The organism is Dietzia sp. oral taxon 368 (genome assembly GCF_002999155.1).
In the GTDB taxonomy this organism is placed as follows: domain Bacteria; phylum Actinomycetota; class Actinomycetes; order Mycobacteriales; family Mycobacteriaceae; genus Dietzia; species Dietzia cinnamea.
This window is the reverse complement of sequence record NZ_CP027238.1, coordinates 725,516-749,983: the sequence shown is the minus strand read 5'-3', so window position 1 is coordinate 749,983 and position 24,468 is coordinate 725,516. Positions and strand designations below refer to the sequence as shown.

General features: G+C 72.1%; 23 protein-coding genes. 18 read left to right on the top strand and 5 right to left on the bottom strand.

All coding sequences use genetic code 11. The annotated features are described in order from the left end of the window. Nucleotides 1-32: 32 nt before the first annotated feature. Nucleotides 33-1,319 (top strand): adenylosuccinate synthase, encoded by a 1,287-nt coding sequence (locus C3V38_RS03640; protein ID WP_061229977.1) that lies wholly within the window; start codon nucleotides 33-35, stop codon nucleotides 1,317-1,319. Nucleotides 1,320-1,359: 40 nt separating this feature from the next. Here C3V38_RS03640 and C3V38_RS03635 read toward each other — a convergent pair whose 3' ends face one another. The 3 genes from C3V38_RS03635 to C3V38_RS03625 all read right to left on the bottom strand — a co-directional run bounded on the left by C3V38_RS03635 (nucleotide 1,360) and on the right by C3V38_RS03625 (nucleotide 3,277). Continuing rightward, nucleotides 1,360-1,641: a hypothetical protein gene (locus tag C3V38_RS03635; protein WP_106385114.1), complete on the bottom strand. Its 282-nt coding sequence runs from the start codon at nucleotides 1,639-1,641 to the stop codon at nucleotides 1,360-1,362. 100 nt (nucleotides 1,642-1,741) lie between these two features. Then, entirely contained in the window at nucleotides 1,742-2,176 is a 435-nt protein-coding gene (locus tag C3V38_RS03630) for a GntR family transcriptional regulator (protein WP_254426071.1), read from the bottom strand. A gap of 3 nt (nucleotides 2,177-2,179) precedes the next feature. Next, complete coding sequence (locus C3V38_RS03625) at nucleotides 2,180-3,277, bottom strand: CaiB/BaiF CoA-transferase family protein (protein WP_106385113.1); 1,098 nt, start codon at nucleotides 3,275-3,277, stop codon at nucleotides 2,180-2,182. A 264-nt stretch (nucleotides 3,278-3,541) separates the two neighbouring features. Here C3V38_RS03625 and C3V38_RS03620 point away from each other — a divergent pair, with 264 nt between their 5' ends. The 5 genes from C3V38_RS03620 (at nucleotide 3,542) to C3V38_RS03600 (ending at nucleotide 8,438) form a co-directional block, all read left to right on the top strand. Then, a complete protein-coding gene (locus C3V38_RS03620) occupies nucleotides 3,542-4,450 on the top strand; it encodes a hypothetical protein (RefSeq protein WP_106385112.1) in 909 nt (302 codons plus the stop codon). 115 nt (nucleotides 4,451-4,565) lie between these two features. Continuing rightward, complete coding sequence (gene purT, locus C3V38_RS03615) at nucleotides 4,566-5,816, top strand: formate-dependent phosphoribosylglycinamide formyltransferase (RefSeq protein ID WP_106385111.1); 1,251 nt, start codon at nucleotides 4,566-4,568, stop codon at nucleotides 5,814-5,816. 41 nt (nucleotides 5,817-5,857) lie between these two features. Continuing rightward, the gene (locus C3V38_RS03610; RefSeq protein WP_070719760.1) at nucleotides 5,858-6,424 is read left to right on the top strand and encodes a DUF1648 domain-containing protein; all 567 of its coding nucleotides are present in this window, start codon (nucleotides 5,858-5,860) and stop codon (nucleotides 6,422-6,424) included. Nucleotides 6,425-6,553: 129 nt separating this feature from the next. Then, nucleotides 6,554-6,982 carry a hypothetical protein gene (locus tag C3V38_RS03605; RefSeq protein ID WP_129591161.1) on the top strand — a complete coding sequence of 143 codons (429 nt, stop codon included), beginning with the start codon at nucleotides 6,554-6,556 and terminating at the stop codon, nucleotides 6,980-6,982. Further along, nucleotides 6,960-8,438, top strand: coding sequence for an alpha/beta hydrolase (locus C3V38_RS03600; RefSeq protein ID WP_254426070.1), 1,479 nt, complete (start codon nucleotides 6,960-6,962; stop codon nucleotides 8,436-8,438). Before C3V38_RS03605 ends, C3V38_RS03600 begins: the two co-directional genes overlap by 23 nt. Here the strand turns inward: C3V38_RS03600 and C3V38_RS03595 are convergent. Further along, a complete protein-coding gene (locus C3V38_RS03595; protein ID WP_106385110.1) occupies nucleotides 8,422-9,927 on the bottom strand; it encodes an FAD-dependent oxidoreductase in 1,506 nt (501 codons plus the stop codon). The genes C3V38_RS03600 and C3V38_RS03595 overlap by 17 nt on opposite strands. 78 nt (nucleotides 9,928-10,005) lie before the next feature. On the opposite strand from C3V38_RS03595, the gene C3V38_RS03590 reads away from it, so the two are divergent. The 3 genes from C3V38_RS03590 to C3V38_RS03580 all read left to right on the top strand — a co-directional run bounded on the left by C3V38_RS03590 (nucleotide 10,006) and on the right by C3V38_RS03580 (nucleotide 12,856). Further along, nucleotides 10,006-10,422, top strand: coding sequence for a rhodanese-like domain-containing protein (locus C3V38_RS03590; protein ID WP_106385109.1), 417 nt, complete (start codon nucleotides 10,006-10,008; stop codon nucleotides 10,420-10,422). A gap of 62 nt (nucleotides 10,423-10,484) precedes the next feature. Then, a complete protein-coding gene (locus C3V38_RS03585) occupies nucleotides 10,485-11,702 on the top strand; it encodes an O-succinylhomoserine sulfhydrylase (RefSeq protein ID WP_106385108.1) in 1,218 nt (405 codons plus the stop codon). A 5-nt stretch (nucleotides 11,703-11,707) separates the two neighbouring features. Further along, nucleotides 11,708-12,856, top strand: a complete 1,149-nt coding sequence (locus tag C3V38_RS03580) for a hypothetical protein (protein WP_217354175.1) — start codon at nucleotides 11,708-11,710, stop codon at nucleotides 12,854-12,856. 21 nt (nucleotides 12,857-12,877) lie between these two features. Here the strand turns inward: C3V38_RS03580 and C3V38_RS03575 are convergent, their stop codons facing one another. Continuing rightward, nucleotides 12,878-13,507 (bottom strand): hypothetical protein, encoded by a 630-nt coding sequence (locus C3V38_RS03575; RefSeq protein WP_106385106.1) that lies wholly within the window; start codon nucleotides 13,505-13,507, stop codon nucleotides 12,878-12,880. A 414-nt stretch (nucleotides 13,508-13,921) separates the two neighbouring features. Between C3V38_RS03575 and fgd the strand changes: the two genes are divergently transcribed. The 9 genes from fgd to C3V38_RS03530 all read left to right on the top strand — a co-directional run bounded on the left by fgd (nucleotide 13,922) and on the right by C3V38_RS03530 (nucleotide 24,459). After that, nucleotides 13,922-14,941, top strand: coding sequence for a glucose-6-phosphate dehydrogenase (coenzyme-F420) (fgd, locus tag C3V38_RS03570; RefSeq protein WP_106385105.1), 1,020 nt, complete (start codon nucleotides 13,922-13,924; stop codon nucleotides 14,939-14,941). Beyond that, complete coding sequence (locus tag C3V38_RS03565) at nucleotides 14,938-15,576, top strand: suppressor of fused domain protein (RefSeq protein WP_106385104.1); 639 nt, start codon at nucleotides 14,938-14,940, stop codon at nucleotides 15,574-15,576. The genes fgd and C3V38_RS03565 overlap by 4 nt, the downstream gene beginning before the upstream one ends. 2 nt (nucleotides 15,577-15,578) lie before the next feature. Beyond that, nucleotides 15,579-16,181, top strand: a complete 603-nt coding sequence (locus C3V38_RS03560; protein WP_254426069.1) for a methylated-DNA--[protein]-cysteine S-methyltransferase — start codon at nucleotides 15,579-15,581, stop codon at nucleotides 16,179-16,181. 111 nt (nucleotides 16,182-16,292) lie between these two features. Beyond that, complete coding sequence (gene egtB, locus C3V38_RS03555) at nucleotides 16,293-17,648, top strand: ergothioneine biosynthesis protein EgtB (RefSeq protein ID WP_106385102.1); 1,356 nt, start codon at nucleotides 16,293-16,295, stop codon at nucleotides 17,646-17,648. 140 nt (nucleotides 17,649-17,788) lie between these two features. Then, nucleotides 17,789-18,796, top strand: coding sequence for an L-histidine N(alpha)-methyltransferase (locus tag C3V38_RS03550; protein ID WP_254426134.1), 1,008 nt, complete (start codon nucleotides 17,789-17,791; stop codon nucleotides 18,794-18,796). Between the two features lie 13 nt (nucleotides 18,797-18,809). Continuing rightward, a complete protein-coding gene (locus tag C3V38_RS03545) occupies nucleotides 18,810-19,502 on the top strand; it encodes a hypothetical protein (RefSeq protein WP_106385100.1) in 693 nt (230 codons plus the stop codon). 70 nt (nucleotides 19,503-19,572) lie between these two features. Next, nucleotides 19,573-20,862, top strand: a complete 1,290-nt coding sequence (locus C3V38_RS03540) for an HNH endonuclease signature motif containing protein (RefSeq protein ID WP_106385099.1) — start codon at nucleotides 19,573-19,575, stop codon at nucleotides 20,860-20,862. A gap of 85 nt (nucleotides 20,863-20,947) precedes the next feature. Next, a complete protein-coding gene (gene pta, locus C3V38_RS03535; protein WP_254426068.1) occupies nucleotides 20,948-23,251 on the top strand; it encodes a phosphate acetyltransferase in 2,304 nt (767 codons plus the stop codon). Then, a complete protein-coding gene (locus C3V38_RS03530; protein WP_106385098.1) occupies nucleotides 23,248-24,459 on the top strand; it encodes an acetate/propionate family kinase in 1,212 nt (403 codons plus the stop codon). The genes pta and C3V38_RS03530 overlap by 4 nt, the downstream gene beginning before the upstream one ends. Nucleotides 24,460-24,468: the final 9 nt, after the last annotated feature.

The following is a 24,468-nucleotide window of genomic DNA, read 5'->3' as shown; positions in this document are numbered from 1 at the left end:
GTAGACGACTCTTTTCGAGGTGAAAGCGAACCATGCCAGCGATCGTTCTGATCGGCGCCCAGTGGGGCGACGAGGGCAAGGGCAAGGCCACCGACATCCTGGGCGGCCGCGTGGACTACGTGGTCAAGCCCAACGGTGGCAACAACGCCGGCCACACCGTGGTCGTGGGCGGCGAGAAGTACGAACTCAAGCTCCTGCCCGCCGGCATCCTCTCGCCCACCGCAGTACCCGTGATCGGCAACGGCGTGGTGGTGAACCTCGAGGCGCTGTTCGACGAGATCGAGGGGCTGCAGGCCCGCGGCGCCGACACCTCCCGCCTGCGGATCTCCGCCGACGCCCACCTCGTCGCGCCGTACCACCAGGCGCTCGACAAGGTCACCGAACGGTTCCTCGGCAAGAAGGCCATCGGCACCACCGGGCGCGGCATCGGCCCCACCTACGCCGACAAGGTCTCCCGCGTGGGCATCCGCGTGCAGGACGTGTTCGACGAGTCGATCCTGCGACAGAAGATCGAGGGCGCGCTGCACCTCAAGAACCAGATCCTCGTGAAGATCTACAACCGCCGCGCGGTCGAGGTCGAGGAGATGGTCGAGTACTTCCTGTCCTACGCCGACCGCCTGCGGCCTATGGTCTGCGACACCACGCTCATGCTCAACGAGGCCCTCGACCGCGGCCAGTCCGTCCTCATGGAGGGCGGCCAGGCCACCATGCTCGACGTGGACCACGGCACCTACCCGTTCGTCACCTCGTCCAACCCCACCGCCGGCGGCGCGTGCGTCGGCTCCGGGATCGGGCCCACCAAGATCACCCACTCGCTGGGCATCGTCAAGGCGTACACCACCCGCGTGGGCGCCGGGCCGTTCCCCACCGAGCTGTTCGACAAGTGGGGCGAGTACCTGCAGGTCACCGGCGGTGAGGTGGGCGTCAACACCGGCCGCACCCGCCGCTGTGGGTGGTACGACGCCGTGATCGCCCGGTACGCCGCGCGCGTCAACGGCTTCACCGACTACTTCCTCACCAAGCTCGACGTGCTCACCGGCATCGGCGAGATCCCGATCTGCGTGGCCTACGACGTGGACGGCGTCCGTCACGACGAGATGCCCATGACGCAGACCGACTTCCACCACGCCCAGCCGATCTACGAGACCATGCCCGGCTGGGAAGAGGACATCACCGGGGCGCGCGAGTTCGGCGACCTGCCACCCGAGGCCCGCGACTATGTCCTGCGGCTCGAGGAGTTGGCCGGCTGCCACATGTCGTACATCGGCGTGGGCCCGGGCCGGGACCAGAACGTGGTGCGGCGCGACATCCTGGGGTGACCCCGGCGCGCCCGGGGAGCGATGGGAGCTGCCACTCGGGTCAGAAGGGCAGGCCCGGGATCTGCGGGAGTTCGAAGGCGCCGCCGGCGATTCCCGCGCTCACGGCCAGAGCAGCCGAGACGCCCAGGCCCGCGAGGAGAACCAGTCCCGCGCCGACGACCGGGTTGTCCAGCGAGCCGCCCTCGAGCGAACCCGATTCCTGGGCGATGTAGTGCACGCTGGCCGACGAAGCTTCGGTCGGCGCCGCGTGGGCGGGTGCCGCGGCGACGGAGACCGCCGTGGTCAGGGCGAGGGTGGCTGCGAAAGCTCTGGTCGTTCTCATGTCCCCACTATCGCACCCGCCCCTACCTCGAGTGCATCGACATTCGGGCCGTAGGGCGCGAGAACCGGCGGCGCGCCAGTTCGGGAGCGAACCGGCGGGGTCACGCGCGGTGGGCGAAGGCGGTGCGGACGGCGTCCACGGCGTCCTCGACCCCTGCACCGGCGGCCGCGGCGCGGTCGGCGAACAACTCCGCCGCGCGGGCGAGGGCGGCGGCCGCCGCGTCGGTCTCGGCGATGAAGGTCCCCGAGCGGCCGCGTCCCTCGAGGACACCGCCGTCCTCGAGCTCGCGGTAGACCTTGGCCGCGGTGGCCGTGGAGATCCCCACGTCCTCCGCGAGCGTGCGAACCGCGGGCAACCTCGTACCGGGCGTGAGAACTCCGCGTCGGGTAGCCTCCACGATCTGGGACATGAGCTGACGGAAGGGAGGCTCGCCGGAGGCGGGGTCCACGGAGAGCACCACGCCCGCGACGCGGGCCCCACCGGGACCGCGGGCGTCTGCACCCGCGGCCTCGGGACCGGTGACCGGATCACCCACGGGTCAGGCCCACACCTGGTCGACCGCGGTGACCTCACGCGGCGGCGCCGCCGGGACCCGGGGCGCCGGGGTGCGGGAGAAACGCGGCGCGGGTGCCGGGCCCACGTCGCCGGCGACCTCGACGAACGTCTCGCGGGCGGTGTTGTGCGGGTGGTCCAGCGCCTCGGTGTAGGTGAGGACCGGCGTCGTGCACGCGTCGGTGCCGTAGAACACCTCGGCCCACTCGTCGCGGGTCTTCTCGGCGAACTTCCCGGCGATCAGCTCGCGTAGCTCGTCCCAGCGATCCATGTCGAACTGGCCGGGCATGCCCTCGCCGTCGACGCCGAGCAGCCGGGCGAACTCGGCGTAGAACTGCGGCTCGAGGCAGCCCACGGCCATGTATTTGCCGTCGGAACAGGTGTAGACGTCATAGAAGGGGTAGCCCGTGTCGAGCATGTTGGTCCCGGCGACGTCCGACCACTGACCGCGGGCACGCATCGCCCACTGGAACTGGCCGAGCACCGAGGCGCCGTCGGTCATGGCGGCGTCGATGACCTGACCCTCGCCCGAGGTGGAGCGCTCGATGATCGCGGCCAGGATGCCCTGGATGAGGAACATCGAACCGCCGCCGAAGTCGCCGACCAGGTTGAGCGGCGGCACCGGGCGCTCGCCCTTGCGGGCGGTCGCGTTGAGGTGCCCGGTGAGGGAGATGTAGTTGAGGTCGTGCCCTGCGGTGTGTGCGAGCGGGCCGTGCTGGCCCCAGCCGGTCATCCGCGCGTAGACCAGCTTCGGGTTGATCTCGAGGCACTCGTCCGGACCCAGGCCCATCCGCTCGGTGACCCCGGGACGGAACCCCTCGACCAGCACGTCGGCCTTGGCGATGAGCCCGCGCACCTGCGACAGGCCCTCACCGCTCTTGAGGTCGGCCTCCACCACGGTCCGGCCGCGACGAGTGATGTGCGCCCAGCCGCCGACTTGGGTTTGGAGCTCGCCGGGTCGCATGACGGTCACAACGTCGGCCCCGAGATCGGCGAGCATCATGCAGGCGTGCGGGCCGGGGCCGATGCCGTTGAGTTCGACGACGCGGATGCCCGCGAGAGGACCGGAGGAGGCAGTTGTCACAGAAGTGCCCTTTCGTGTGGCGTTGCACACACGTTATCGCTTCGTGTCGGGCTGGGAGGTGCCAGGTGAGTGTTGGCGGTGAGGCCCATGCGGTTACTGGTGCAGATGGGCATTAGCTTCACTTTACGATCACTCAAGTTTGCGGCGCTCACGTGAAGCTCGATTGTGACCCCTGTAACACTCCGCTCAGGTGTTTCCCAGAACGCCGGTCAGTGTTACCGCAGCCCTGGAGCCGGTGACTTTCCCTCTCTGCAAGGAGCATTCATGTTCGCTCGAAATCGAACTCTGGCCGGAGCTTCGGCTGTCGCGCTCGCCGCCGGAGCCACTTTCGCCGGAGCCGGCATCGCCTCCGCCCAGGACGACGAGGAGCCGACGGGCTCGCTGGGCAGTAGCTCGATAGATCTCGGAGAGATCGCCGGTGATCTCGAGACCGCGGGCGAGGCCCTCAGTGGACCGGTCACGGTCGCGCCGAATGAGGAGGGCGGCCCGACTGTCACCTATACCAACCGGAACGACTTCGAGCAGCGATGCGTCGGCTTCACCATGCCTTACAGCACGGTCGACGAGGAGGACATCGATCCGAGCGCGATCGGCGGCGACGTGATCGCAGCACTGCCTGTGATCACGGCGATCGAAGCTGCCGGCGACGTCTCGATTCTGTACTCGAATGACGCGGGTGAGCCGAGCTCTCATGACAGCGCACCAGGCGGGGGCCTCCTTGATCCAGATGCGAGAGGTGTCATCCAGGCTGTCCTGGGCCTACTCGAGCCCACGGTCGAGGCCGGCGTGACGGTGCAGGCCGGCGAGGCGATCACCTGGGCCGCCACGGGCCCGCAGACGCCGGCGGCCGCGGTGACGTTGTGTGTTCCGGACGCGGACGAGGCCCTGCTCGACCTCAACTTCGGTATCGACCCGCAGGTCGTCGCGGACCAGATCAACGGTCGTATCCCCGGCGGCTCCGTCGAGCCCGTCTCCGCCGGATCCATCTCCGGCGGCAGCGTCGCGACGGGCGCGAACCTCCTCGGCTCGCTCGCCGCGGCCAGCTCGGAGGACGAGCCCGCAGATGGGGAGGAGGCCGACGCCGGCGGCGCGGCGGCGAGCTCGGGCGCCGGTGAAGGTGGCAGCGGCGGGGATGACACCGGCGAGCTCCCGCCGCTCGAGCCGGTGGAGTGACCTCGGCTCAGCTCACCGCGTACCAGCCCGGACCCCGGCGCCACACGGTGCCGGGGCCCTGGTGTTCGTTCGGCCGGGACAGGATCGTCACCGCAGGGCTACTAGCCTGTGTGCCATGACCGCCGCTCACGATCCCCTCGCCCCGCCCGCCGTGGACCGCTTCGGCACGCCGGGCACGCCGACCGCGACCCGCGTGATGCTGCTCGGCTCGGGGGAGTTGGGCAAGGAGGTGACGATCGCGCTGCAGCGGCTGGGTGTGGAGGTCGTCGCGGTCGACCGCTACGACGGCGCACCCGCCCATCAGGTCGCTCACCGGGCCCACACCATCGACATGACCGACGCCGACGAGGTGCGCCGTGTCGTGGAACTCGAGCGGCCCGAGGTGATTCTGCCGGAGATCGAGGCCATCGCCACCGCCGCGCTCGCGCAGATCGAGCAGGACGGGCTGGCCCGGGTCGTGCCCACCGCGCGCGCGGTGCGGCTGACCATGGACCGGGAGGGCATCCGCCGCCTCGCGGCCGAGGAGCTGGGCCTGCCCACGAGCCGCTACGCGTTCGCCTCCTCCCTCGAAGAGCTTGAGGACGCGTGCGAGGCCATCGGGTTCCCGTGCCTGGTCAAGCCCACCATGTCGTCGTCGGGTAAAGGCCAGTCCACCCTGCACGGTCCCGAGGACATCGAGGGTGCGTGGCAGTACGCGCAGTCGGGTGCCCGCGTCGCGGGGGCGCGCGTGATCGTGGAGTCGTTCGTGGACTTCGAGTACGAGATCACCCTGCTCACCGTCCGCAGTGTGGACCCGGAGACGGGCCGGATCCGCACCGACTTCTGCGAGCCGATCGGCCACCGCCAGGAGCGCGGCGACTACGTGGAGTCGTGGCAGCCGCAGGCCATGACCCAGGACGCGTACGATTCCGCACGTTCGGTGGCCGCGCGGGTCACCGGCGCGCTCGGCGGCGTCGGGGTGTTCGGCGTGGAGTTGTTCGTCAACGGCGTCGACGTCTACTTCTCCGAGGTCAGCCCCCGCCCCCATGACACCGGCCTGGTGACGCTGCGCAGTCAGGTCCTCAGCGAGTTCGAGATGCACGCGCGCGCCGTGCTCGGCCTGCCGGTGGTCACGACGATGGCCAGCCCGGGCGCGTCGGCGGTCATCTACGGCGGCCCGGGGATCGGCGAGGGGAGTGTGGACGCGGTCGGTTTCGAGGGCGTGGCGCGGGCGCTGGCCGTGCCGGAGGTCGACGTGCGGTTGTTCGGCAAGCCGTCGGCCAGTGAGTTCCGCCGGATGGGTGTGGCGGTGGCGACCGCCGAGGACGTGGACGGCGCCCGCCAGCGGGCGCGCGAGGCCGCGTCGCGCGTGACGGTGGTGAGGTAGGTGCCGCCGGTCACCGCGAGTAGGTGGGAAGGCTCCGCCCGATGACGACGACGAGGTCCGCCGCTGACGACGCACGCGATCTGCCGCCCGAGCCGACGGCTCCGTGGATTCTCGTGCTGGCCGGGGGTGTGGTCCTGCTGTGGCTGGGCGTGCTGGCCTGGCAGGTGGCCGTCCTGCCCGAGCGGGTGCCGACGCACTTCGGCGCCGACGGGCGGGCCGACGGCTGGTCCAGTCGGACCGGGGCGCTCGCGTTCTCCGCGCTGATCCCGCTGCTCGTGGTGCTGCCGATGCCGCTGCTGTCCCGGCTGGCGTTGTGGGCCCCGGGCCAGATCAACGCGCCCAACAAGGAGTGGTGGACGGCCACCGGTCCGAGGCTGCGGCGATTCGAGCGGTTGATGCGCGAGGACCTGTGGCTGATCACGACGGTCACGCTGCTCCTGCTGGTGGCCGGGCAGGTGGGCATCGTGCTCGCCGCAAGGTCGGGGGGCGACGCGATGCCGACATGGATCCTCCCGGTCGCGCTGGTGGTCTTCCTCGTGGCGATCGGGGCGGTGATGGCCCGGATGTTCATCGGCGGCCGGTACGCCGCGCAGCCCGATCTCGAGTGAGTGATGCCCCTGTGGATGGTCGTCGACCCCGTCCACAGGCACCTGGCGGCGAGGGCTTCGTGTCGGTGCCGACCCCTAGCGTGACCTGACGAGCGGCGCGGAGTGCCGGGCCGGAGGGGAGCGGGGTCGATGGCAGGGCAGGACGGGGGAGCAGGCGCGGTGGCCGTGGGGGATGCGGCGGCCGCGGCGGTGGTGGCGGGCACGACGGCCGCGGCGGCGCAGGGGCCGCTGGGGACGGCCGTGCTGGCGTTCGATCAGGTGGCGGTGACGGCGGAGGCCACGCGAGTCCGCGAGGCCGGGCGGGAGTTGGCAGAGGGAGCGGTGTCGCTGAGCGCGGCGCTCGAGGAGGCGTCCGCGGTGGCGTCCGCAGCACAGGCGGGTGGCGTCGGACTACTCAGCGGCGGCGCGCTCGCCGAGTGTGCGGCGCTGCTCGCCCGCCGGTCCCGCGACCTCGCGGAGGAGACGGAGCGGTCGGCGGACGGGATGGCGCGGGCGGCGGGCCTGCTGACGGCGGCCGACGAGGAGGTGGCCGGTCGTGTCGCCGGCGCAGGGGGCTGACGGACTGGTCGCGGCGATCGACCTGGCGGCCGCGCGGGCGGCGGAGGTGGGCCGACGGATCGCGGATTCCGCCGAGGACCTGGACTCGGTCGCCCGCAGGCTCGGCGGGCGCGCGACAGACGGGGAGTGGTCGGGCCGGGCGGGGGAACGGGCCCGCGGCGAGGCCGCCGATGCCGCCGTCGAGGCGCTGATGCTCTCCGGGAACTGCCTCTTCGTGGCCGATGTGCTCAGGGTCGAGGGGAGTCGGCTCGCCCGCGCGGTGACCGGGTGGGCCGCCGCAGAGGCGGCCGAGCCCGGAACCGGGGACGCGGTCGCGGTGCAGGATGCCGACCGGGTCCTCGCCATGCGTCTGCGGGAGGCGGCGGACGGGCTCGCCGGCCGGGTTGATCCCGCGACGCGGCCGTGCCTGGACCTCTCGGGATCGACCGACGGCGACCCTCGCGAGGTCGCCCGGTTGTGGCACTCGCTCGGTCCCGCTGACCGAGCGAGGCTGGCGCGCGACCACCCCGGGCTCGGCTCGGCGGCCGGGTTGTCGTCGGCGACGCGCGACGCCCTCAACCGGACCCGGCTACGGCGGTTGCTCGACGCGACCGGGTCCGCGGCGGGGGCCGGCTCCGGTGCTGGTACCGGTGGGCGGCCATCAGACGAGGCGGCGCGGGACCTGGCGGCGCTGGCCGCGTATCTCGAGCAGGACCCCCGGCGGCATCTTCTCGACCTGCACCCCGACGGCCGGGCGGTGGTCGCCAGTGCCGACCCCGATTCCGCCGAGCGGGTGGTGACGCTCGTCCCGGGCACGGGGTCCTCGCTGGCCGACCTCGGGCGCACCGGCGAGCGGGCCGGCGCGGTGTGCGAGGCGGCGGGTGCGGCGGAGCGGGCCGGCGCGGGGGACGAGGACGGGGCCGGGGCGTGCGTGGCGGTGTCGTGGCAGGGCTATGACGCGCCGGACGGCATCGTTTCCGCCGGCTCCTCCGCGGGCCCGGCGTGGGCGCACGCGGGCGACCTCCGGACCTACGCGGCCGGGCTGGACGCGGTCGAGGGCCTGGACGGCGACGACGCCCCGCACGCGGCCATCGGTTACAGCTACGGCTCGGTGGTCCTGGGCGCGGCCGCGGCGGACCCCGAGGGGCTCGCGGCCGACCTGATGCTCCACGTCGGCAGCCCCGGTGCGGGTGTCGAGTCAATCGACCGGCAGTGGGTGGACGAGGCCGGCGTCAGCCGTCCGGCGGTCGACGACGACGTGGTGGCGGTGGCCTCACGCTGGGATCCCGTCCCGTGGTGGTCGATCACGGGCGTGCTCGGCGAGCGGCCGGGGACCGACGAGTTCGGCGGCCGTTCCGTGGACGTCACCGAGCCGGGCGCGGGACGGGAGGCGGTGCGCACCGCACACTCGCGCTATCTCGACCCGGGGACGGTGTCGCTGACGGAGATCGGCCGGCTCGTCAGCGGGATCGAGTAGCCCGCGAGGAGCGGGCGATGTCGAGCATCTCCGCCCGTCCCGGCAGCTTGGTGCGCTCGCGGCCGGCCGACTCGCCGAGCTCACGCTCGTGGGCGTCGATCGCCAGCCAGGCGTCGCCGTCGACGACGTCCACTCCTCGGTCGGCGAGCAGGTCGCGCACGACGGACGGATCGGGGTCGGCGGGCTCGGGTAGCGTGCCGGACTCGAGTTCGGTGGTCAGATGACCGACCGTCTCCACGGCGCACGACCGGTTGGTGCCGATGACGCCGGAGGGCCCGCGCTTGACCCACCCCGCCGTGAACAATCCCGGCAGGTGATCCCCGCCCGGCGCGTCGAGCACTCGTCCGCCGTCGTTGGGGATGGTCGCCCGCGAGTGGTCGAACGGCACGCCCTCCAGGGCGGCGGAGCGGTAACCGACCGCTCGGTACACGGCCTCGACCGGCAGGTCCTCGACGTTCCCCGTGCCGCGCACCCGGCCGACGGCGACCGCGGGCCCCGCTCCGGCCGCTCCGGCCGCCCCGGCCGGCGGCGCGGGATCGGGCTCGGTGATCTCCAGTCGCAACCCGGTGACCCGGCCGTCGTCGCCCAGGATCTCGACGGGGGACCGGTGGAAGCGGAACCGCACCACCTTCCCGCCGGCCGCGAGCGCGGCGGCCTCGGCCTCATCCGCCGTGTCGAGCCCGGCCTCGCGCTGCGCCCCGACCCATTTCTCGAGTTGCGCGCACACCTGCCCGACCCGGCGATCGCCGTCGCGGAGGGCGCGCGCCTCGTCGTCGTATTCCAGGTCGTCGGGATCCACCACCACGGTGACCCCCTCGACCTTGGCCATCTCCCGGAGCTCCAGGGGCGTGAACTTGGCGTGCGCCGGGCCACGGCGCCCGATCACCGACACCACGCGCGTCACGTTGGTGCCGAAGCCGTCCCGCACGTGGGCGGGGATGTCCGTCGGCTCGAGCTGCTCCGGACTGCGCACCAACATGCGCGCCACGTCCAGGGCGACGTTCCCCACGCCGACCACGGCCGCCCGCTCGGCGGTGAGCGCCCACTCCGGGTGCGAATCGGGGTGACCGTCATACCAGGTCACGAACTCGGCGGCCCCGTACGAGCCCTCCAGATCCTCGCCCGGGACGCCCAGCCGACGGTCGGCCAGTGCGCCGGTGGAGAACACGACCGCGTGATAGAAGCGCCGCACGTCCTCCACGGTCAGGTCGCGGCCGAACTCCACGTTGCCCAGGAACCGGATGCGCGGATCCGCGGCGATCCCCTCGAGCGTCCGCGCGATGCCCTTGATGCGGGGGTGATCCGGGGCCACCCCGTGGCGCAGCAACCCGTACGGCACGGGCAGGCGGTCGAGCAGGTCCACCACGATCCCGCGCCCCGATGGATCGCGGGAGTCGCTCCAGTCCAGCAGGGCCTCGCACGCGTACACCCCCGCCGGGCCGGACCCGACGACGGCCACACGGTAAGGGCGATCCGTGAGCGACGTCATATCCGGATCGTCGCACAGAACGGCCACCCGGGTACCTCGACCCCGCCGATCGGACCCGGGGGAGCATAATCGACACCCATGAGCGACTACGCCGGGGACCTACCGCCCCGCCAGGCCTGGGAACTGCTCGCCTCAGATTCCGACGCCGTGCTGGTGGACGTCCGCACCAGCGCCGAATGGCAGTGGGTCGGCGGCGCCGATCTGTCGGAGCTCGGCAAGCGCACGCTGGGCATCGAGTGGATGACCTCGGCCGGCCAGCCCAACGCCCGGTTCGTGGAACAGCTGGGCGAGGCCGGCGTCGAGCCCGACGCGCCCGTGCTGTTCCTGTGCCGCAGCGGGCGCCGGTCGGCGGCCGCGGCCCGGGTCGCCACCGCCGCCGGCTACGGCGTCGCCTACAACGTGGCCGGCGGCTTCGAGGGCGACCCCGACGCCGAGGGGCACCGCGGCACGGTCAACGGTTGGAAGGTCGCGGGCCTGGCCTGGCGCCAGTCCTGACCCGCACCGCCACACACGCACGCACGGCCCGCCCACACACACCAGTACACAGAAAGCAGCGGATGAAGAACAACGAGCTCCCCGAAGGTCTCCACCCCGACACCCTGGGGGTCCGCGCCGGCCAGATGCGCACGGCCTTCGAGGAGACCACCGAGCCGATGTTCCTCAACTCCGGCTACGTGTACGAGTCCGCCGAGGCGGCCGAGGCGTCGTTCAACGGCGAGAAGCAGCGCTTTGTCTACTCCCGCTACGGCAACCCCACCGTCGCGATGTTCCAGGAGCGACTGCGCCAGATCGAGGGCGCCGAGGCGTGCTTCGCCACCAGCTCCGGCATGTCCGCGGTGTTCGTGGCGCTGGCCGCACTGTGCGGCAACGGGTCCCGGCTCGTGGCCTCCCGCGCGCTGTTCGGCTCCTGCTACGTGATCTGCGCGGAGATCCTGCCGCGGTGGGGCGTGGAGACGGTGTTCGTCGACGGCGCCGACCTCGACCAGTGGCGCGAGGCGCTGTCCGAGCCCACCGACGCCGTCTTCTTCGAGACCCCCTCCAACCCCATGCAGGAGCTGGTCGACGTCCGCGCGGTGTGCGAGCTGGCCCACGCGGCCGGCGCGCAGGTCGTGGTGGACAACGTCTTCGCCACCGTGCTGCACCAGAAGCCGCTCGAGCTGGGCGCGGACGTGGTGGTGTACTCGACGACCAAACACATCGACGGTCAGGGCCGCGTCCTCGGCGGCGCCGTCCTGGGGACCGAGGAGTACATCACCGGTCCGGTGCAGAACCTCATGCGCCACGCCGGGTTCGGTATGAGCGCGTTCAACGCGTGGGTGCTGGTCAAGGGGCTCGAGACCATGGGCCTGCGCGTCGAGCGGATGTCCGCCAACGCCCTCGAGGTGGCGCGGTTCCTCGAGTCGCACCCCGCGGTGGACCGGGTGACGTACCCGATGCTCGAATCCCACCCCCAGTACGAGCTGGCGCGCGCGCAGATGTCCGGCGGCGGGTCCGTGGTGACCTTCGGGTTGAAGTACGAGCAGGGCGACGACGGCGAGGGCGGCCACGGCAAGAAGGAGTGCTTCGCCCTGCTCAACGCGCTTCAGGTCATCGACATCTCCAACAACCTGGGCGACGCCAAAACGCTCGTGACCCATCCGGCGACGACGACCCACGCGTCCATGGAGCCCGAGGCCCGTGCCGCGGTGGGGATCGGCGACAATGTCATCCGCCTCTCGGTGGGCCTGGAGTATGTCGGAGATCTGATCGAGGACCTGCGCCGCGGTCTAGACTGACGCCCATGGGCGTCCTGGGTGGGGGGTCGCGGACGAGGGTGGCGGTGCTGCCCGCCGCGCATCCGGCCGTGCGCCGCATCATCGGTCTGGACGGGGCCGAGCAGGTCGAGCTCGTGCCCGTGCGGCCCGGCGTGGTCAAGGGGCACACCCCGGCCGAGGCGGTGACGCCCGCCGAGCTCGACCCGGACTCCGACGCCTCCGGCGAGATCCACCGGTACGCCGATCCGTTGCGGGATGTCGATCTGGTGCACGTGCACTTCGGTTACGACTACCTCGAGCCCGAGAGCGTGGACGGCGTGGTCGAGCACCTCGAGACGGCCGGGGTGCCGTTCGTGCTGACCGTCCACGACATCGTCTACCCGACGCACGAGGACGAGCTGCCGCACCGGGATCACACCGGCACGCTGGTGGAGGCCGCGTCCGCGGTGATAACACTGACCGAGGTGGCGGCCCACGAGCTGTGGGTGCGGTGGGGCGTCGAACCGGTGGTCGTGCCGCACCCGCGGCTGCTGGACGAGGACGAGGTCTCCTCCGCCATCCGCGCCGGCAAGCACCTGCGCGGTCCCGGCGATCCGGTGGTGGTGGGGGTGTTGCTGGAGCGGATGGGCGAGAACATCGACGGCCCGGAGCTGCTGGACCAGCTGGCGCCCGTCGCCCACGGGCGGCGGGGCGCGCACCTGCGGATCGTCGTGGAGGCGCAGGCGTGGCGCGACGCGTGCGGCGAGGACCGCGAGGCCGGCGGGCACCATCTGGTGGCGGAGCTGGCGGCCGAGGGCGGCTGGGAGTCGGTGCGGTTGGTGCGTTATGAGTCGCTGGATCTGGGGTCTGTGCTGCCGGAGTTCGCCGCGCTCGACGTGTGCGTCCTGCCGTACCGGTTCGCCACCCACTCCACGTGGTTGGAACTGTGCCGCGACCTCGGGGTCGCGCCGGTGTTCCCATCGGTGGGTTTCCTGCGGGACCAGTGGTTCGACCGGTGCGACCCGGGGGAGCACTCGGGCGAGGTGTACGACCCGCGTGACCCGTCGGCGGTGGCGGTGGCCGTGCGGGCGGCGTTGGAGGATCCGCGGGCCGTGCCGCCGCGGGTGGCGGGCGCCGATCCGGCGGCGGTCGTGGCCACCCATGCGCGGATCTACGACGAGGCCGCCGGCGGTTGAGTAGCCGACCGGGCGGGCGATTCAGTCGGTGGCGTCGCTGCGGGCGATATCCACGGGCCACGCCAGCGTGAGGACCGAGTCGGGCGCCGGGGAGTTGGCGTCCATGCTCAGTTCGAGGCACACGGTCACCGCCGCGCCGGGCGTGGTGCGGGTGGCGCCGGGCAGGATCAGCGGGACGTCGGAGGTGGGGGCGTCGACGGGCACCGGTTCCTCACCGTCCCCGGCGAGGACGTTGTCCGAGTCGAGGCGGAAGGCCGGCGCCGCACATGCGCCTCCGCGGGAGGCGACCGCCCGGATCCGGACGTCGGCGGCGGTGGCCGGGTCGCCGTCCACGAGGACGCCCTCGCCGATCGCCACGTGGGCGTCGTCGCGCGAGTCGACGCTCGTGCGGAGGGTGAGCGGCTGGTAGGCGGAGCGGTCCCGCAGGCCGGCGGTGTCGACTCGGACGGGGAAGTGGCCACCGTAGGAGGAGATGGGCGCGGTCCAGGTGGTGCCGAAGTCGGTGGACGCCTGGACGGACCAGGCGGAACTGCGGAGCTCGGATTCGCGGGCCTGCTCTTGCCGATCCTGGAGGATCAGCGTGGTGCCGAGGGCGCAGGCGGAGGAGGTGGCGAGGGTCACCAGGGCGGTGGCCGCGTGCCTGGTCCGCATGACTCCTCCGAACGTGCGCTCGCCCGGAGGTCGTTTCAGGGGAGGGGACCCTGGCCACGCGATGCGCGGTGACTTCCGGTTCACGAAGAATATTGCTGACGCGGCCGTAGTCGTTACAGCAACCCGCGGCGTGTGGCCGATCTCATCAGATGTTCCGGCGGCCATGTCGCGGCCGGGGCGCTGACGCGTCGGCTACCCGTCCACCTTCCGCGCCGAGGTGACCTCGGAGCGTCGAGGTGGGGACAGGGCGCTACGAGTGTCGCAGGCCACTGGCATACTCGGCGCAGTGGCCCGCGCGACGGAGTGCCGCCGCAGCGAACGCCGCAACGAACGCCACCGCGAACGCCGCTGTGAACGCCCCAGTGAACAACGTCGACGTACACCTGGCCACACGCCTAGACGTAGGAGAAGCCGATGCCCGACACCCCCTCCCTCAAGCTCGGATACAAGGCCTCGGCCGAGCAGTTCGGGCCGCGCGATCTCGTGGAGTTCGCGGTGATGGCGGAGCAGGCGGGCATGGACTCGGCCACGGTCTCCGACCACTTCCAGCCCTGGCGCCACGACGGCGGCCACGCCCCGTTCTCCCTGGCCTGGCTCACGGCCGTAGGGGAGCGGACCAGCACCATCCAGCTGGGCACCTCCGTGCTCACCCCGACGTTCCGCTACAACCCCGCGGTACTGGCCCAGGCGTTCGCCACCATGGCGTGCCTCTATCCGGGGCGCGTCTTCCTCGGCGTGGGCACCGGTGAGGCGCTCAACGAGATCGCCACGGGCCACCGGGGCGAGTGGCCGGAGTTCAAGGAGCGCTTCGCGCGACTGCGGGAGTCCGTCCGCCTCATGCGCGAGCTCTGGACGGGCGAGACCACCAGCTTCTCCGGCGACTTCTACTCCACCAAGGACGCCTTCCTCTACGACGTTCCCGAGGGCGGCGTGCCGGTCTACGTCGCGGCGGGCGGCCCGGTGGTGGCCAAGTACGCCGGCCGCGTCGGTGACGGCTTCATCTGCACCTCCGGCAAGGGCATGGAGCTCTACACCGACAAGCTGCTGCCCGCGGTCGAGGAGGGCGCGCGGATCAACGAGCGTGACTCCTCGACGATCGACCGGATGATCGAGATCAAGATCAGCTACGACCCCGACCCGGAGAAGGCCCTGGAGAACTGCCGCTTCTGGGCGCCGCTGAGCCTGACGCCGGAGCAGAAGCACTCGGTGGACTCGCCGCGAGAGATGGGGCGCCTGGCCGACGAGCTGCCGATCGAGCAGGTCGCCAAGCGCTGGATCGTCGCCTCGGACCCGGACGACGCCGTGGAGCAGGTCAAGCAGTACGTCGACGCGGGCCTCAACCACCTGGTCTTCCACGCGCCCGGTCACGACCAGAAGCGCTTCCTCGACCTGTTCGAGGCCGACCTCGAACCACGTCTGCGAGCACTGGCATGAGCGACGAGAACACCCTCCCCGGCCCGGACACGGCCGATCTCTCCGGCCTCGAGGGCATCCTCGGCGGCAAGGACAAGGTCCGCGTCCTGCGCTACCCGCACGAGACCGAGCCGGACGAGGAGGGGAAGACCACCGAATGGCACTGCGACATCGTCGTCGTCGACAACGTCCCCGCCGTCGGCTTCTCCACCTACGCCACCATCGGCGCGCGGGAGCTGCCCACCAACGTCACCACGCCCGAAGGGCGTCAGATCCGCAGTGAGTTCGTCACGGTCGGCCGCACGGGTCACCGCGCGATGGCCGACGTCCTGGACGCCTGCGCGCTGGCAGTGGCGACCGGCTCGATCCACGTGGCGCCCGGCGCGGTGATCCCCAACGCGGTCGGCCTGGTCGATCCCGGGCGTCGCTGCGAGCACCTCATCCTCACGCCGCCGTTCCTGTGGCCGGAACTGCAGGTCGTCGACGAGACCGGCGGACCCGACGGCGCCGGCCCCCTGCTCACGCGCCTGCAGGCCGTGCCCATCACCACCGCGGAGATGTCCGCGATCGGTCGCGACGGTGCCGACGCCCTGTTCGAGAAGCTCGATACCGCCGACGCCGACGTCACCAACCCGGACCGTCCGAGCGTGGTGTGAGCGTGCGCGCGGCCCGGACGCCCGGCGTCGCCGCGCGGCTGCTCGAGACCGCGGCCGGCCTCATGATCGTCGAGGCCACGGCCGTGGGAGTGTCACGTCTGCAGCAGGTCGACGAGAGCGAACTCCACGCGGTCGACGCATGGTTCGACGTGAAACACGGTGACGGACGGGGAGGGGACGACGACGAGGACCCCGACAGCGGGCCCGGCGGCGCTGGTGGGCATCTGAACCGACTCGCGGGTCAGGTGAGGGCCTACCTGGCCGGGGAGCTACGCGGCTTCGACGTCCCGCTCGACTGGGCCGCCGCCGGCGTCCACGACGAGTTCTCGCGCGAGGTCTACCGCGAGATCCAGCGCATCCCGTACGGCGAGACATCCACTTACGGGCAGATCAGCGTGGACGCCGGCCGGCCCCGCAACGCCCGGCGGGTGGGCCGGTTGTGCAGCATCGTGCCGGTGCCGTTCGTCATCCCCGTCCACCGCGTGATCCGCGCCGACGGCGGAATGGGCAACTGCCCGGAGTACCGACTGCGGCTGCTCGAGCACGAGCGGCGCAACGACGCCGCCGCGCGCGGTCGGCCACAGGCCCCGATCTCTTTCGTGTAGCGGTTCGGTGGGCGGTGTCGTACGCCGTGGTTAGGGTGGCGGAAACGCCGGGGGTCCGACGGGTCCCCGTCCCAGACCGCCTGCCGTCGACCACGAACCACGGGGGATCCCATGACAGTCGGCTCCGTCAGCACCGCTCCTAGCACGGGGAGCGTCGTCGAGAGATTTCTTCGGGGGCGCGGGCTCACGGACCTGCTCGCCTCCCGCCTCAGTCCCGAGGATCAGATCCCCCAGTCCATGACCGCCGCCAGCCCCGCGGCGTGGCACCGCGCGCACACCACGTGGTTCTTCGAGGAGTTCGTCCTGGGCCGGGTGCCCGGGTACGTGGCGCCGGAGCCGGTGTTCCGCTTCCTGTTCAACTCGTATTACGAGGCGGTCGGGCCCCGGCAGCCGCGCCCCGAGCGCGGGCTCATCACGCGGCCATCGGTCGCCGAGATCTCCGACTTCCGGGCGCGGGTCGACGAGGCCGTGGTCGCGGCCCTCGAGGCGGGCGACATCGACGAGCGCGGCCTCGAGCTGCTCGAGCTGGGCTGTCATCACGAGCAGCAGCACCAGGAACTGCTGCTCATGGACATCAAGCACCTCTTCTCCCACAACCCGACCGATCCCGTGTACGTCGACAGGCCCGCCGACCCGGCCGCCGCGACGCCGGGGGAGACGGACTGGCTCGCCGTCGTCGAGGGGGTCGCGCAGATCGGCGCGCCCGATCCCGCGTGCGGCAATACACCCGGCGCCAACGCACCCGGCGCCCACACTCCCGGCGCCCACACACCGCCCGCGGGGTTCTCCTACGACAACGAACGGCCCCGCCACCGCGTGTGGATCCCGGGCGGCGAGGTCGCCACTCGCCAGGTCACCGTCGGCGAGTGGAAGCGGTTCATGGCCGACGGCGGATACTCCCGTCCCGAGTTCTGGCTGTCGGACGGGTGGGCGACCGTGCAGGCCGAGGGCTGGGACGCGCCCGGGTACTGGCGGCGCGAGGACGGCACGGGCGATGCGCGCGCCGACGCCGGCAGCGCCGTCGACGGCGAGTGGACCACCTTCACGCTCAGTGGACGGAGGCCGGTCGTCGACGCCGAGCCCGTCCTCCACGTCTCGTTCTACGAGGCCGACGCCTACGCGCGCTGGGCCGGGGCGCGGCTGCCCACCGAGTTCGAGTGGGAGGTCGCCACCACCGGCTGGGAGATCCGCGACGAGCTCGACCCCGACCGGTGCCACCCGCGGACCGCCGCCGAGCGCGCGATCGGCGGCGTGTGGGAGTGGACCTCGAGCGCCTACCTTCCGTACCCCGGCTTCGTCACCGAGGAGGGCGCGGCCGGCGAGTACAACGGCAAGTTCATGTCCGACCAGCACGTCCTGCGCGGTGGTAGCGCCCTGACGCCGGCCGGCCACACGCGCCACACGTACCGGAACTTCTTCCCCGCCGCGTCGCGGTGGGCGGCCGCCGGCCTGAGGCTCGCGCGGTGACCGGCGCAGGCCGGGATTCCCTCCACGTGGCCGCCGCGCGTGACACCGTAGCGGCGCCGACCGACGTCCACGGCGCCCGGGGCTCGACGGCGACGACGACGAGCCCCGCCTCGCCCGACACCGCCGCCCTCGAATCGGACCTGCGCGAGGGGTTCTTCTCGGACCCGCCGACGGTGCCGCCACGGTGGTTCTACGACGAGAAGGGCAGCCTGCTGTTCGACCGGATCACCCGGCTGGCCGAGTACTACCCCACCCGCGCGGAGGCCGAGATCCTGCGGGCGCGGGCGGTGGACATCGTCGGCGACGCGAGCACCATGGTCGAGCTCGGGGCCGGCACCTGTGAGAAGACGCGGGTACTGCTCGACGTGTTCAGTCGCCGCACCACTGCCCCTCCCGCCGGCGCTGCCCCTCCCGCCGGCGCTGCCCCTCCCGCCGGCGCTGCCCCTCCCGCCGGCGCTGCCACTCCCGCCGGCGCGGCGGCCGAGGCGTCGCCGCTCTTCGTGCCCGTCGACATCTCCACCGAGATGCTCTTCGACTCCGCCCGCGCCCTCGCCGCCGAGTATCCGGGCCTGCGGGTCGAGCCCGTCGTCGCCGACCTCACCGCCCTCGACGGGCCCCTGCCCGGCGAACCTGGCGGCCGGCTCGTGCTGTTCCTCGGCGGGACGGTCGGAAACTTCAGCGAAGCCCAGCGTGCGGACTTCCTCGACATGCTGCGCGGCGTCATGGACCCCGGCGACCGCCTGGGACTGGGCTTCGACCTGGTCAAGGACCCCGCGCGCCTGGTCGCGGCCTACGACGACGCCGACGGTGTCACCGCGGAGTTCAACCTCAACATGCTCGACGTCATCTCCCGCACTGTCGAGGCCCGGGGCCTGGACCGCAGGGATTTTCGGCACGAGGCGGTGTGGAACGCCGAGGAGAGCAGGATCGAGATGTGGCTGCGGGCCGTCCGCGACGTGCGCATCGACTTCCCGACGCTGGGGCGCTCCCGGACCCTCGACGTCGGGGCGGGCATCCGCACCGAGATCGCGCGGAAGTTCGAGCCGTACGCCCTCATGGACGAACTCGCGGGGCACGGCTTCCTCCGCGGGCCCGTGTGGACCGACGACGCCGGTGACTTCGGGCTGGCCCTTGTCGTCGTCGACTGACAGGCACCTCAGCATGGCCACGCCGGACGGACCCGACCTCGCCGCGCGCGCCCGCGACCTGCTCGACGACGCGCGCGTCGCCGAGGCGGCCATCGACACGGCCGCGGCGACGCTGTTCCGTCTCGGCGGGGACGTCGCCCGCGCCGGCACGCGGCGCGAGGCCGCCCGCAGCGGCGCCCGCGTCGCCGCCGAGCGGGACAGGGTCAGCGGTCTGCTCGGCGAACTCGCCGTGCTCTCCGCCGCCGCGGATCGGCTCGGTGCCGAACTGGTGGGCTCGGCGAGCGGGGACGCGGTGGCCGGCGGGGCTCCTCGCGGCGGGGCTCCTCGCGGCGAGGTTTCCGGCGGCGAGGCTCCTCGCGGCGAGGTTCTCGACGGCGGGGCTCCGCGAGGCCCGGCGCGGGACGGCGAGGCCCGGCGCGGCGAGGTGAGGGCGGTCCTCGAGTCGGCCCGGCGTGTCCTCGAGGCGGCCGGCGAGCGCGGCCGGGAGTGCGTGTGGATCGGCGAACTCGCGCGCGACCGCGTGCACGACTTCGCAGAGTTCGACCTGCTCTACACGCGCGCGTCACGACACCTCGACCACAGTGACCCCGACGCGGCCGCAGCGGACCTCGCCAGGCTCGTCACGCTCGAACGCGCGCTCGTGAGCGCCGAGGTCGCCGCCATGCTCGACGAGCTCAGGTTCCGGCTGCTGACCGAGCGCGACTGAGGAGGCCCGCGCGCGGTCGGCCGCCGGAAGCAACCCCACGGTGTCGTACACCTGTTCTATACTTCAGGGCATGGAGCAGGGGATATCGGGTACCGAGGGCGACGGCGGTCGCAGTGTCGAGCCGCCCACGCTGGCCGATGTCCTCGTGTTCCTCGAGGCGTCCGTGGAGTCACTGTCCGCGGTCGAGTGGTCCGCCGTCGAGGCCGACGCGCTCGCGGACGCGGTGGGCCGCGTCGAAGTCCTGGCGCGCCGGCTCGAGGCCAGCGGCTGCCGCGCGACCGCCGAACTGGCGGCGTTGCACGGGCAGAAGGGCCGGACCCCCGGAGGCGTGGCCGCCATGCTCGCCGAGAGGCTGGGCCTGGCCAAGGGCACTGTGCACGGCCGGATCGACGCCGGCGGGCGCCAGGCCACCCCGGCCGGGCGGGCGGCAGCGAGCGGAGAGATCTCCGGTGAGCACGAGCGGATCATCGCCAAGGCCGTCGCGGCACTACCCGGGACGATGGGCGGCACGGCCAAGACCGCGTTCGCCGAGGAACTCACACGGTTCGCCCGGTCGGCGGCGCCCGCCGACCTGCGCGCCGAGGCCGCGCGACGGATCGCGGAGCTGTGTCCCGCCCGCGGCCGGGACCGCGAGGAGCACCAGGAACGTCAGCGCTCCGCGAGGCTCGGAGCCGTGCGCTCCGACGGGACGAGCACGCTGACCATGACGCTCACCCCTCGCGGTCGCGCGCTGGTGGAGCGGGCGCTGTGCGACTTCGGTGGCCCGGGCGGGGCCGTGCCGTGCGAACCCGGATCGGACGACCGCACCCCGGAGAAGCGTGCCCACGACGCACTGGTCCACCAGTGGGCACTCGGCTCGACCGTCGACCCGGCACGGCCCAAGGGGATCGCGACCATCGTGGTGCGGCTGACCCCCGAGCAGCTCGAGGACCCCCACGCGCTCGTCCGCACCGACTCGGGCACCCAGCTCAGTGTCAGGCAGGCCGTCTCGATGGCCGGAGCCATGCCATGGTTCGTCTCGCTACTCCGCGACGGACGCGAAGAGCTGCTCAGGGTCGACGTGGACGCCCACCCCGAACGGCGCATCGCCACGGCGATCCAGCGGCTGGTCCTCTACGCCGCCCACGGAGGGTGCACCTTCCCCGGATGCACAGCCCCGGCCCGACGAAGTCAGTTCCACCACGTCCGGGAATGGTCCAGAGGCGGACCGACGACCGTCGCGAACGGCGCACTCGGCTGTCCCGTCCATCACGGATTCGTCGGTGACGGGCCGGCGGGCTGGACGACCATCGTGAACCCCGCTTCGCCCGGGCTGTGCACGTGGCTGCCACCCGGCGTCGACAGGCTCACCGATGCCTGACGATCAGCCCCCGACCGGGGTGACGGACGCGCCCGACAGGGGTGTACCAGATGTGCCGCGCCACCCGCGCTGTCACAATGCCCCCGTGCCCGATTCCCTTCCGCCCGATTCCGTCACGCCCGAGTCGTCCGAGTCGTCTGAGTCGTCCGAGTCGTACGCGGCCGAGCCGCCCGAACCCGACATCGCCGCGCTGACCATCCCGGCCCAGAGCGGGAACGAGCCGCTCTCCTCGTCAGCCGTCTACGTGGCGGCCCCCGAGGGAGACACCGGGAAGTCGACCGTCGCGCTGGGCCTGCTGAGGATCCTCGCCGGGACCGTCCAGCGGGTCGGCGTGTTCCGTCCCGTCACCGTCGCCCCGCGGCCGGTCCCCGGTGTGACCACCGGCGCGGCTACCGGCACGGCGACCGCCGACGAGTCGGCCCGGGACCGCATCCTCGAGATGCTGCTGCAGCACACGACCGTGGACCTCGACTACGAGGACTGCATCGGCGTGACGAACCTGCGCGTCCACGAGGACCGCGACGCCGCCCTCGCCGAGATCGTCGACCGCTACCAGGTGGTCGCCCGCCAATGCGACGTCGTGGTGATCCTCGGGACCGACTACACCGGGGTCCCCAGTCCCACGGAGTACGACTTCAACGCCACGATCGCCGTGAACCTGGGCGCCCCCGTGCTACTGGTGCTCCGCGGTACCGACCGCTCTCCGGCAGAGATCGGCACCAACGCCCGGCTCACGCTCGACGAACTGCGCGCCGAGCACGCCCACCCCGTCGGTGTCGTCGCCAACCGCTGCGACCCCGGCGCCCTCGAGGCGATCCAGGCCGAACTCGACACGCTCGACGTGCCGGCCTGGACCCTGCCCGCCCAGGCGCTGCTCACCGCACCCACGATGGGCGAGCTCAAGGAGGCGGTCGACGGCACTCTGTACTCTGGCGACCCGGCGCTGCTCGACCGCGAGGCGATGGCCGTGATGGTCGGCGGCATGACCGGCGACCGGATCCTCGAGCGGCTCGTCGACGGCATGGTGGTCATCGTGCCCGCCGACCGCACCGACGCGGTGCTGGCGATCCTCACCGCGCACGCGGCCGAAGGCTTCCCGTCGCTGGCCGGGATGATCTGGAACGGCGGGGTGACGCCGCACCCGGCGCTGGACAAGCTCGTCCGCGGGATGCGGTCCACCCTGCCGATCGTCTGCACCCAGCACGGGACCTACGACACCGCGCGGCTCGCCGCCGAGACCCGCGGTCGTGTCTACTCCGGCTCCGGACGCAAGGTCGAGACCGCGCTGAGCCTCATGGAGAAGCACGTCGACACCGAGGAACTGCTCGCCAGGCTGCGCGTCGACACGCCCGACGTGATGACGCCGCAGATGTTCGAGCACCAACTTCTCGAACGCGCCCGCGCGAACAAGCGGCACATCGTCCTGCCCGAGGGCGACGACGACCGCATCCTCCACGCCGCCGGCCGTCTGCTGCGACGTGACGTCGCCGACCTGACGATCCTCGGGGATCCCGAGGCGATCCGACGCCGGGCCGACGAACTGGGCATCGACCTCAGCGGGGCGCAGCTGCTCGACCCGCGGGAGAGCGAACACGCCGACAGGTTCGCCGAGGAGTACGCCGAGCTGCGCAAGCACAAGGGGATGACCCTGGACGTGGCCCGCGACCGCATCCTCGACATCTCCTACTTCGCCACGATGATGGTGCACACGGGCCTCGCCGACGGCATGGTCTCCGGCGCAGCTCACACCACCGCGCACACCATCCGTCCGGCACTGGAGATCATCCGCACGCGGCCGGACGTTAAGACGGTCTCGAGCGTGTTCCTCATGTGCCTGGCCGACCACGTGCTCGCGTTCGGCGACTGCGCGGTGGTACCCGATCCCACCGCGGAGCAGCTCGCCGACATCGCCGTGTCGTCCGCCGAGACCGCCGCGCGCTTCGGTATCGATCCGCGGGTGGCGCTTCTGTCGTACTCCACCGGTGACTCCGGCTCGGGAGCGGACGTCGACAAGGTGCGCGAGGCCACCGCGCTCGTGCGGTCCCGCATCGCCGACGCCGCCGACCCGGTGGCCGGCCTGGTGGTAGACGGGCCCCTGCAGTTCGACGCCGCCATCGACCCGACGGTCGCCAGGAAGAAGATGCCCGATTCCGAGGTTGCCGGACGCGCCACCGTGCTGGTGTTCCCCGACCTCAACACCGGCAACAACACATACAAGGCCGTCCAGCGGACCGCGGGCGCCGTCGCGATCGGGCCGGTCCTACAGGGACTGCGCAAACCGATCAACGACCTGTCGCGTGGCGCGCTGGTCGAGGACATCGTCAACACCGTCGCCATCACGGCCGTCCAGGCACAGGGCGCCGGCGACGCCCAGGAAAGCGATTCATGACCCGCGTACTCGTCATCAACTCCGGTTCGTCCTCCCTCAAGTTGCAGATCATCGACATCGCCGCGGAGGCCGAGCTGGCCTGGGCACTGGTCGAGCGGATCGGGGAGCCCGTCGGCGCCCTGACCGTGCGCCGCAGTGAGCTCACCGGATCGCCCGCCGCGGAGCGGACCGCGGAGGCGGAGTGCCCCGACCACACCGCCGCGCTGGCCCGCGTACTGGAGCTGGCCGGGGAACTGCGCGTGCACCCCACCGACCTGGGCGTCGAGGCGATCGGCCACCGGGTCGTCCACGGAGGGCCGGCCTTCCAAGAGCCGGTCGAGGTGACCGCCGAGGTGGAGGCCGACATCGAGAAGCTCGAACTTCTCGCCCCGCTGCACAATCCGGCCAACCTGCGCGGGATCCGGGTGGCACGCGAGCTGCTGCCCGGCCTTCCGCACGTCGCGGTGTTCGATACAGGCTTCTTCCACACGCTGCCCGCCGCAGCACACACGTACGCCATCGACCGCGAGACGGCGCGCGAGTGGAACCTGCGTCGGTACGGCTTCCACGGCACCAGCCACGAATTCGTCTCCCACCGTGTCGCCGACGTCCTCGGCCGACGCCACGACGAGATCAACCAGATAGTCCTGCACCTCGGGAACGGGGCGTCGGCCTCGGCGATCGCGGGCGGCCGCCCGATGGACACCTCCATGGGGTTGACGCCGCTCGAGGGTCTCGTGATGGGCACGCGCCCCGGGGACCTCGACCCCGGGCTGATCATCCACCTCATCCGCGATCGCGGGATGTCACCGGAGGACGTCTCCACCTTGCTCAACCGCCGGTCAGGGCTGGAGGGGCTGTCGGGCGCGCGTGATTTCCGCGAGCTGTTGACCCGGGTCGACGACGACGACGAGGACGCGCGGCTCGCCTACGAGGTGGTGATCCATCGCCTGCGCCGCTACATCGGCGGCTACTGGGCGGTCCTCGGCCGGGTGGATGCGATCACGTTCACCGCCGGGGTGGGGGAGAACGTCGCTCGCCTGCGGGCCGACGCGCTGTCCACGATGAGCGGCTGGGGGGTCGAGATCGACCGCGACGCCAACGAGAACGGCACGGGCGAGCGGGTCATCTCGACGCCGGACAGCCGGGTCGCGGTGCTCGTGGTGCCGACGGACGAGGAGCTGGCGATCGCGCGGGCGTGCGACACCGTGCTGGGCCTGGGAACGTAGCCACCCCGC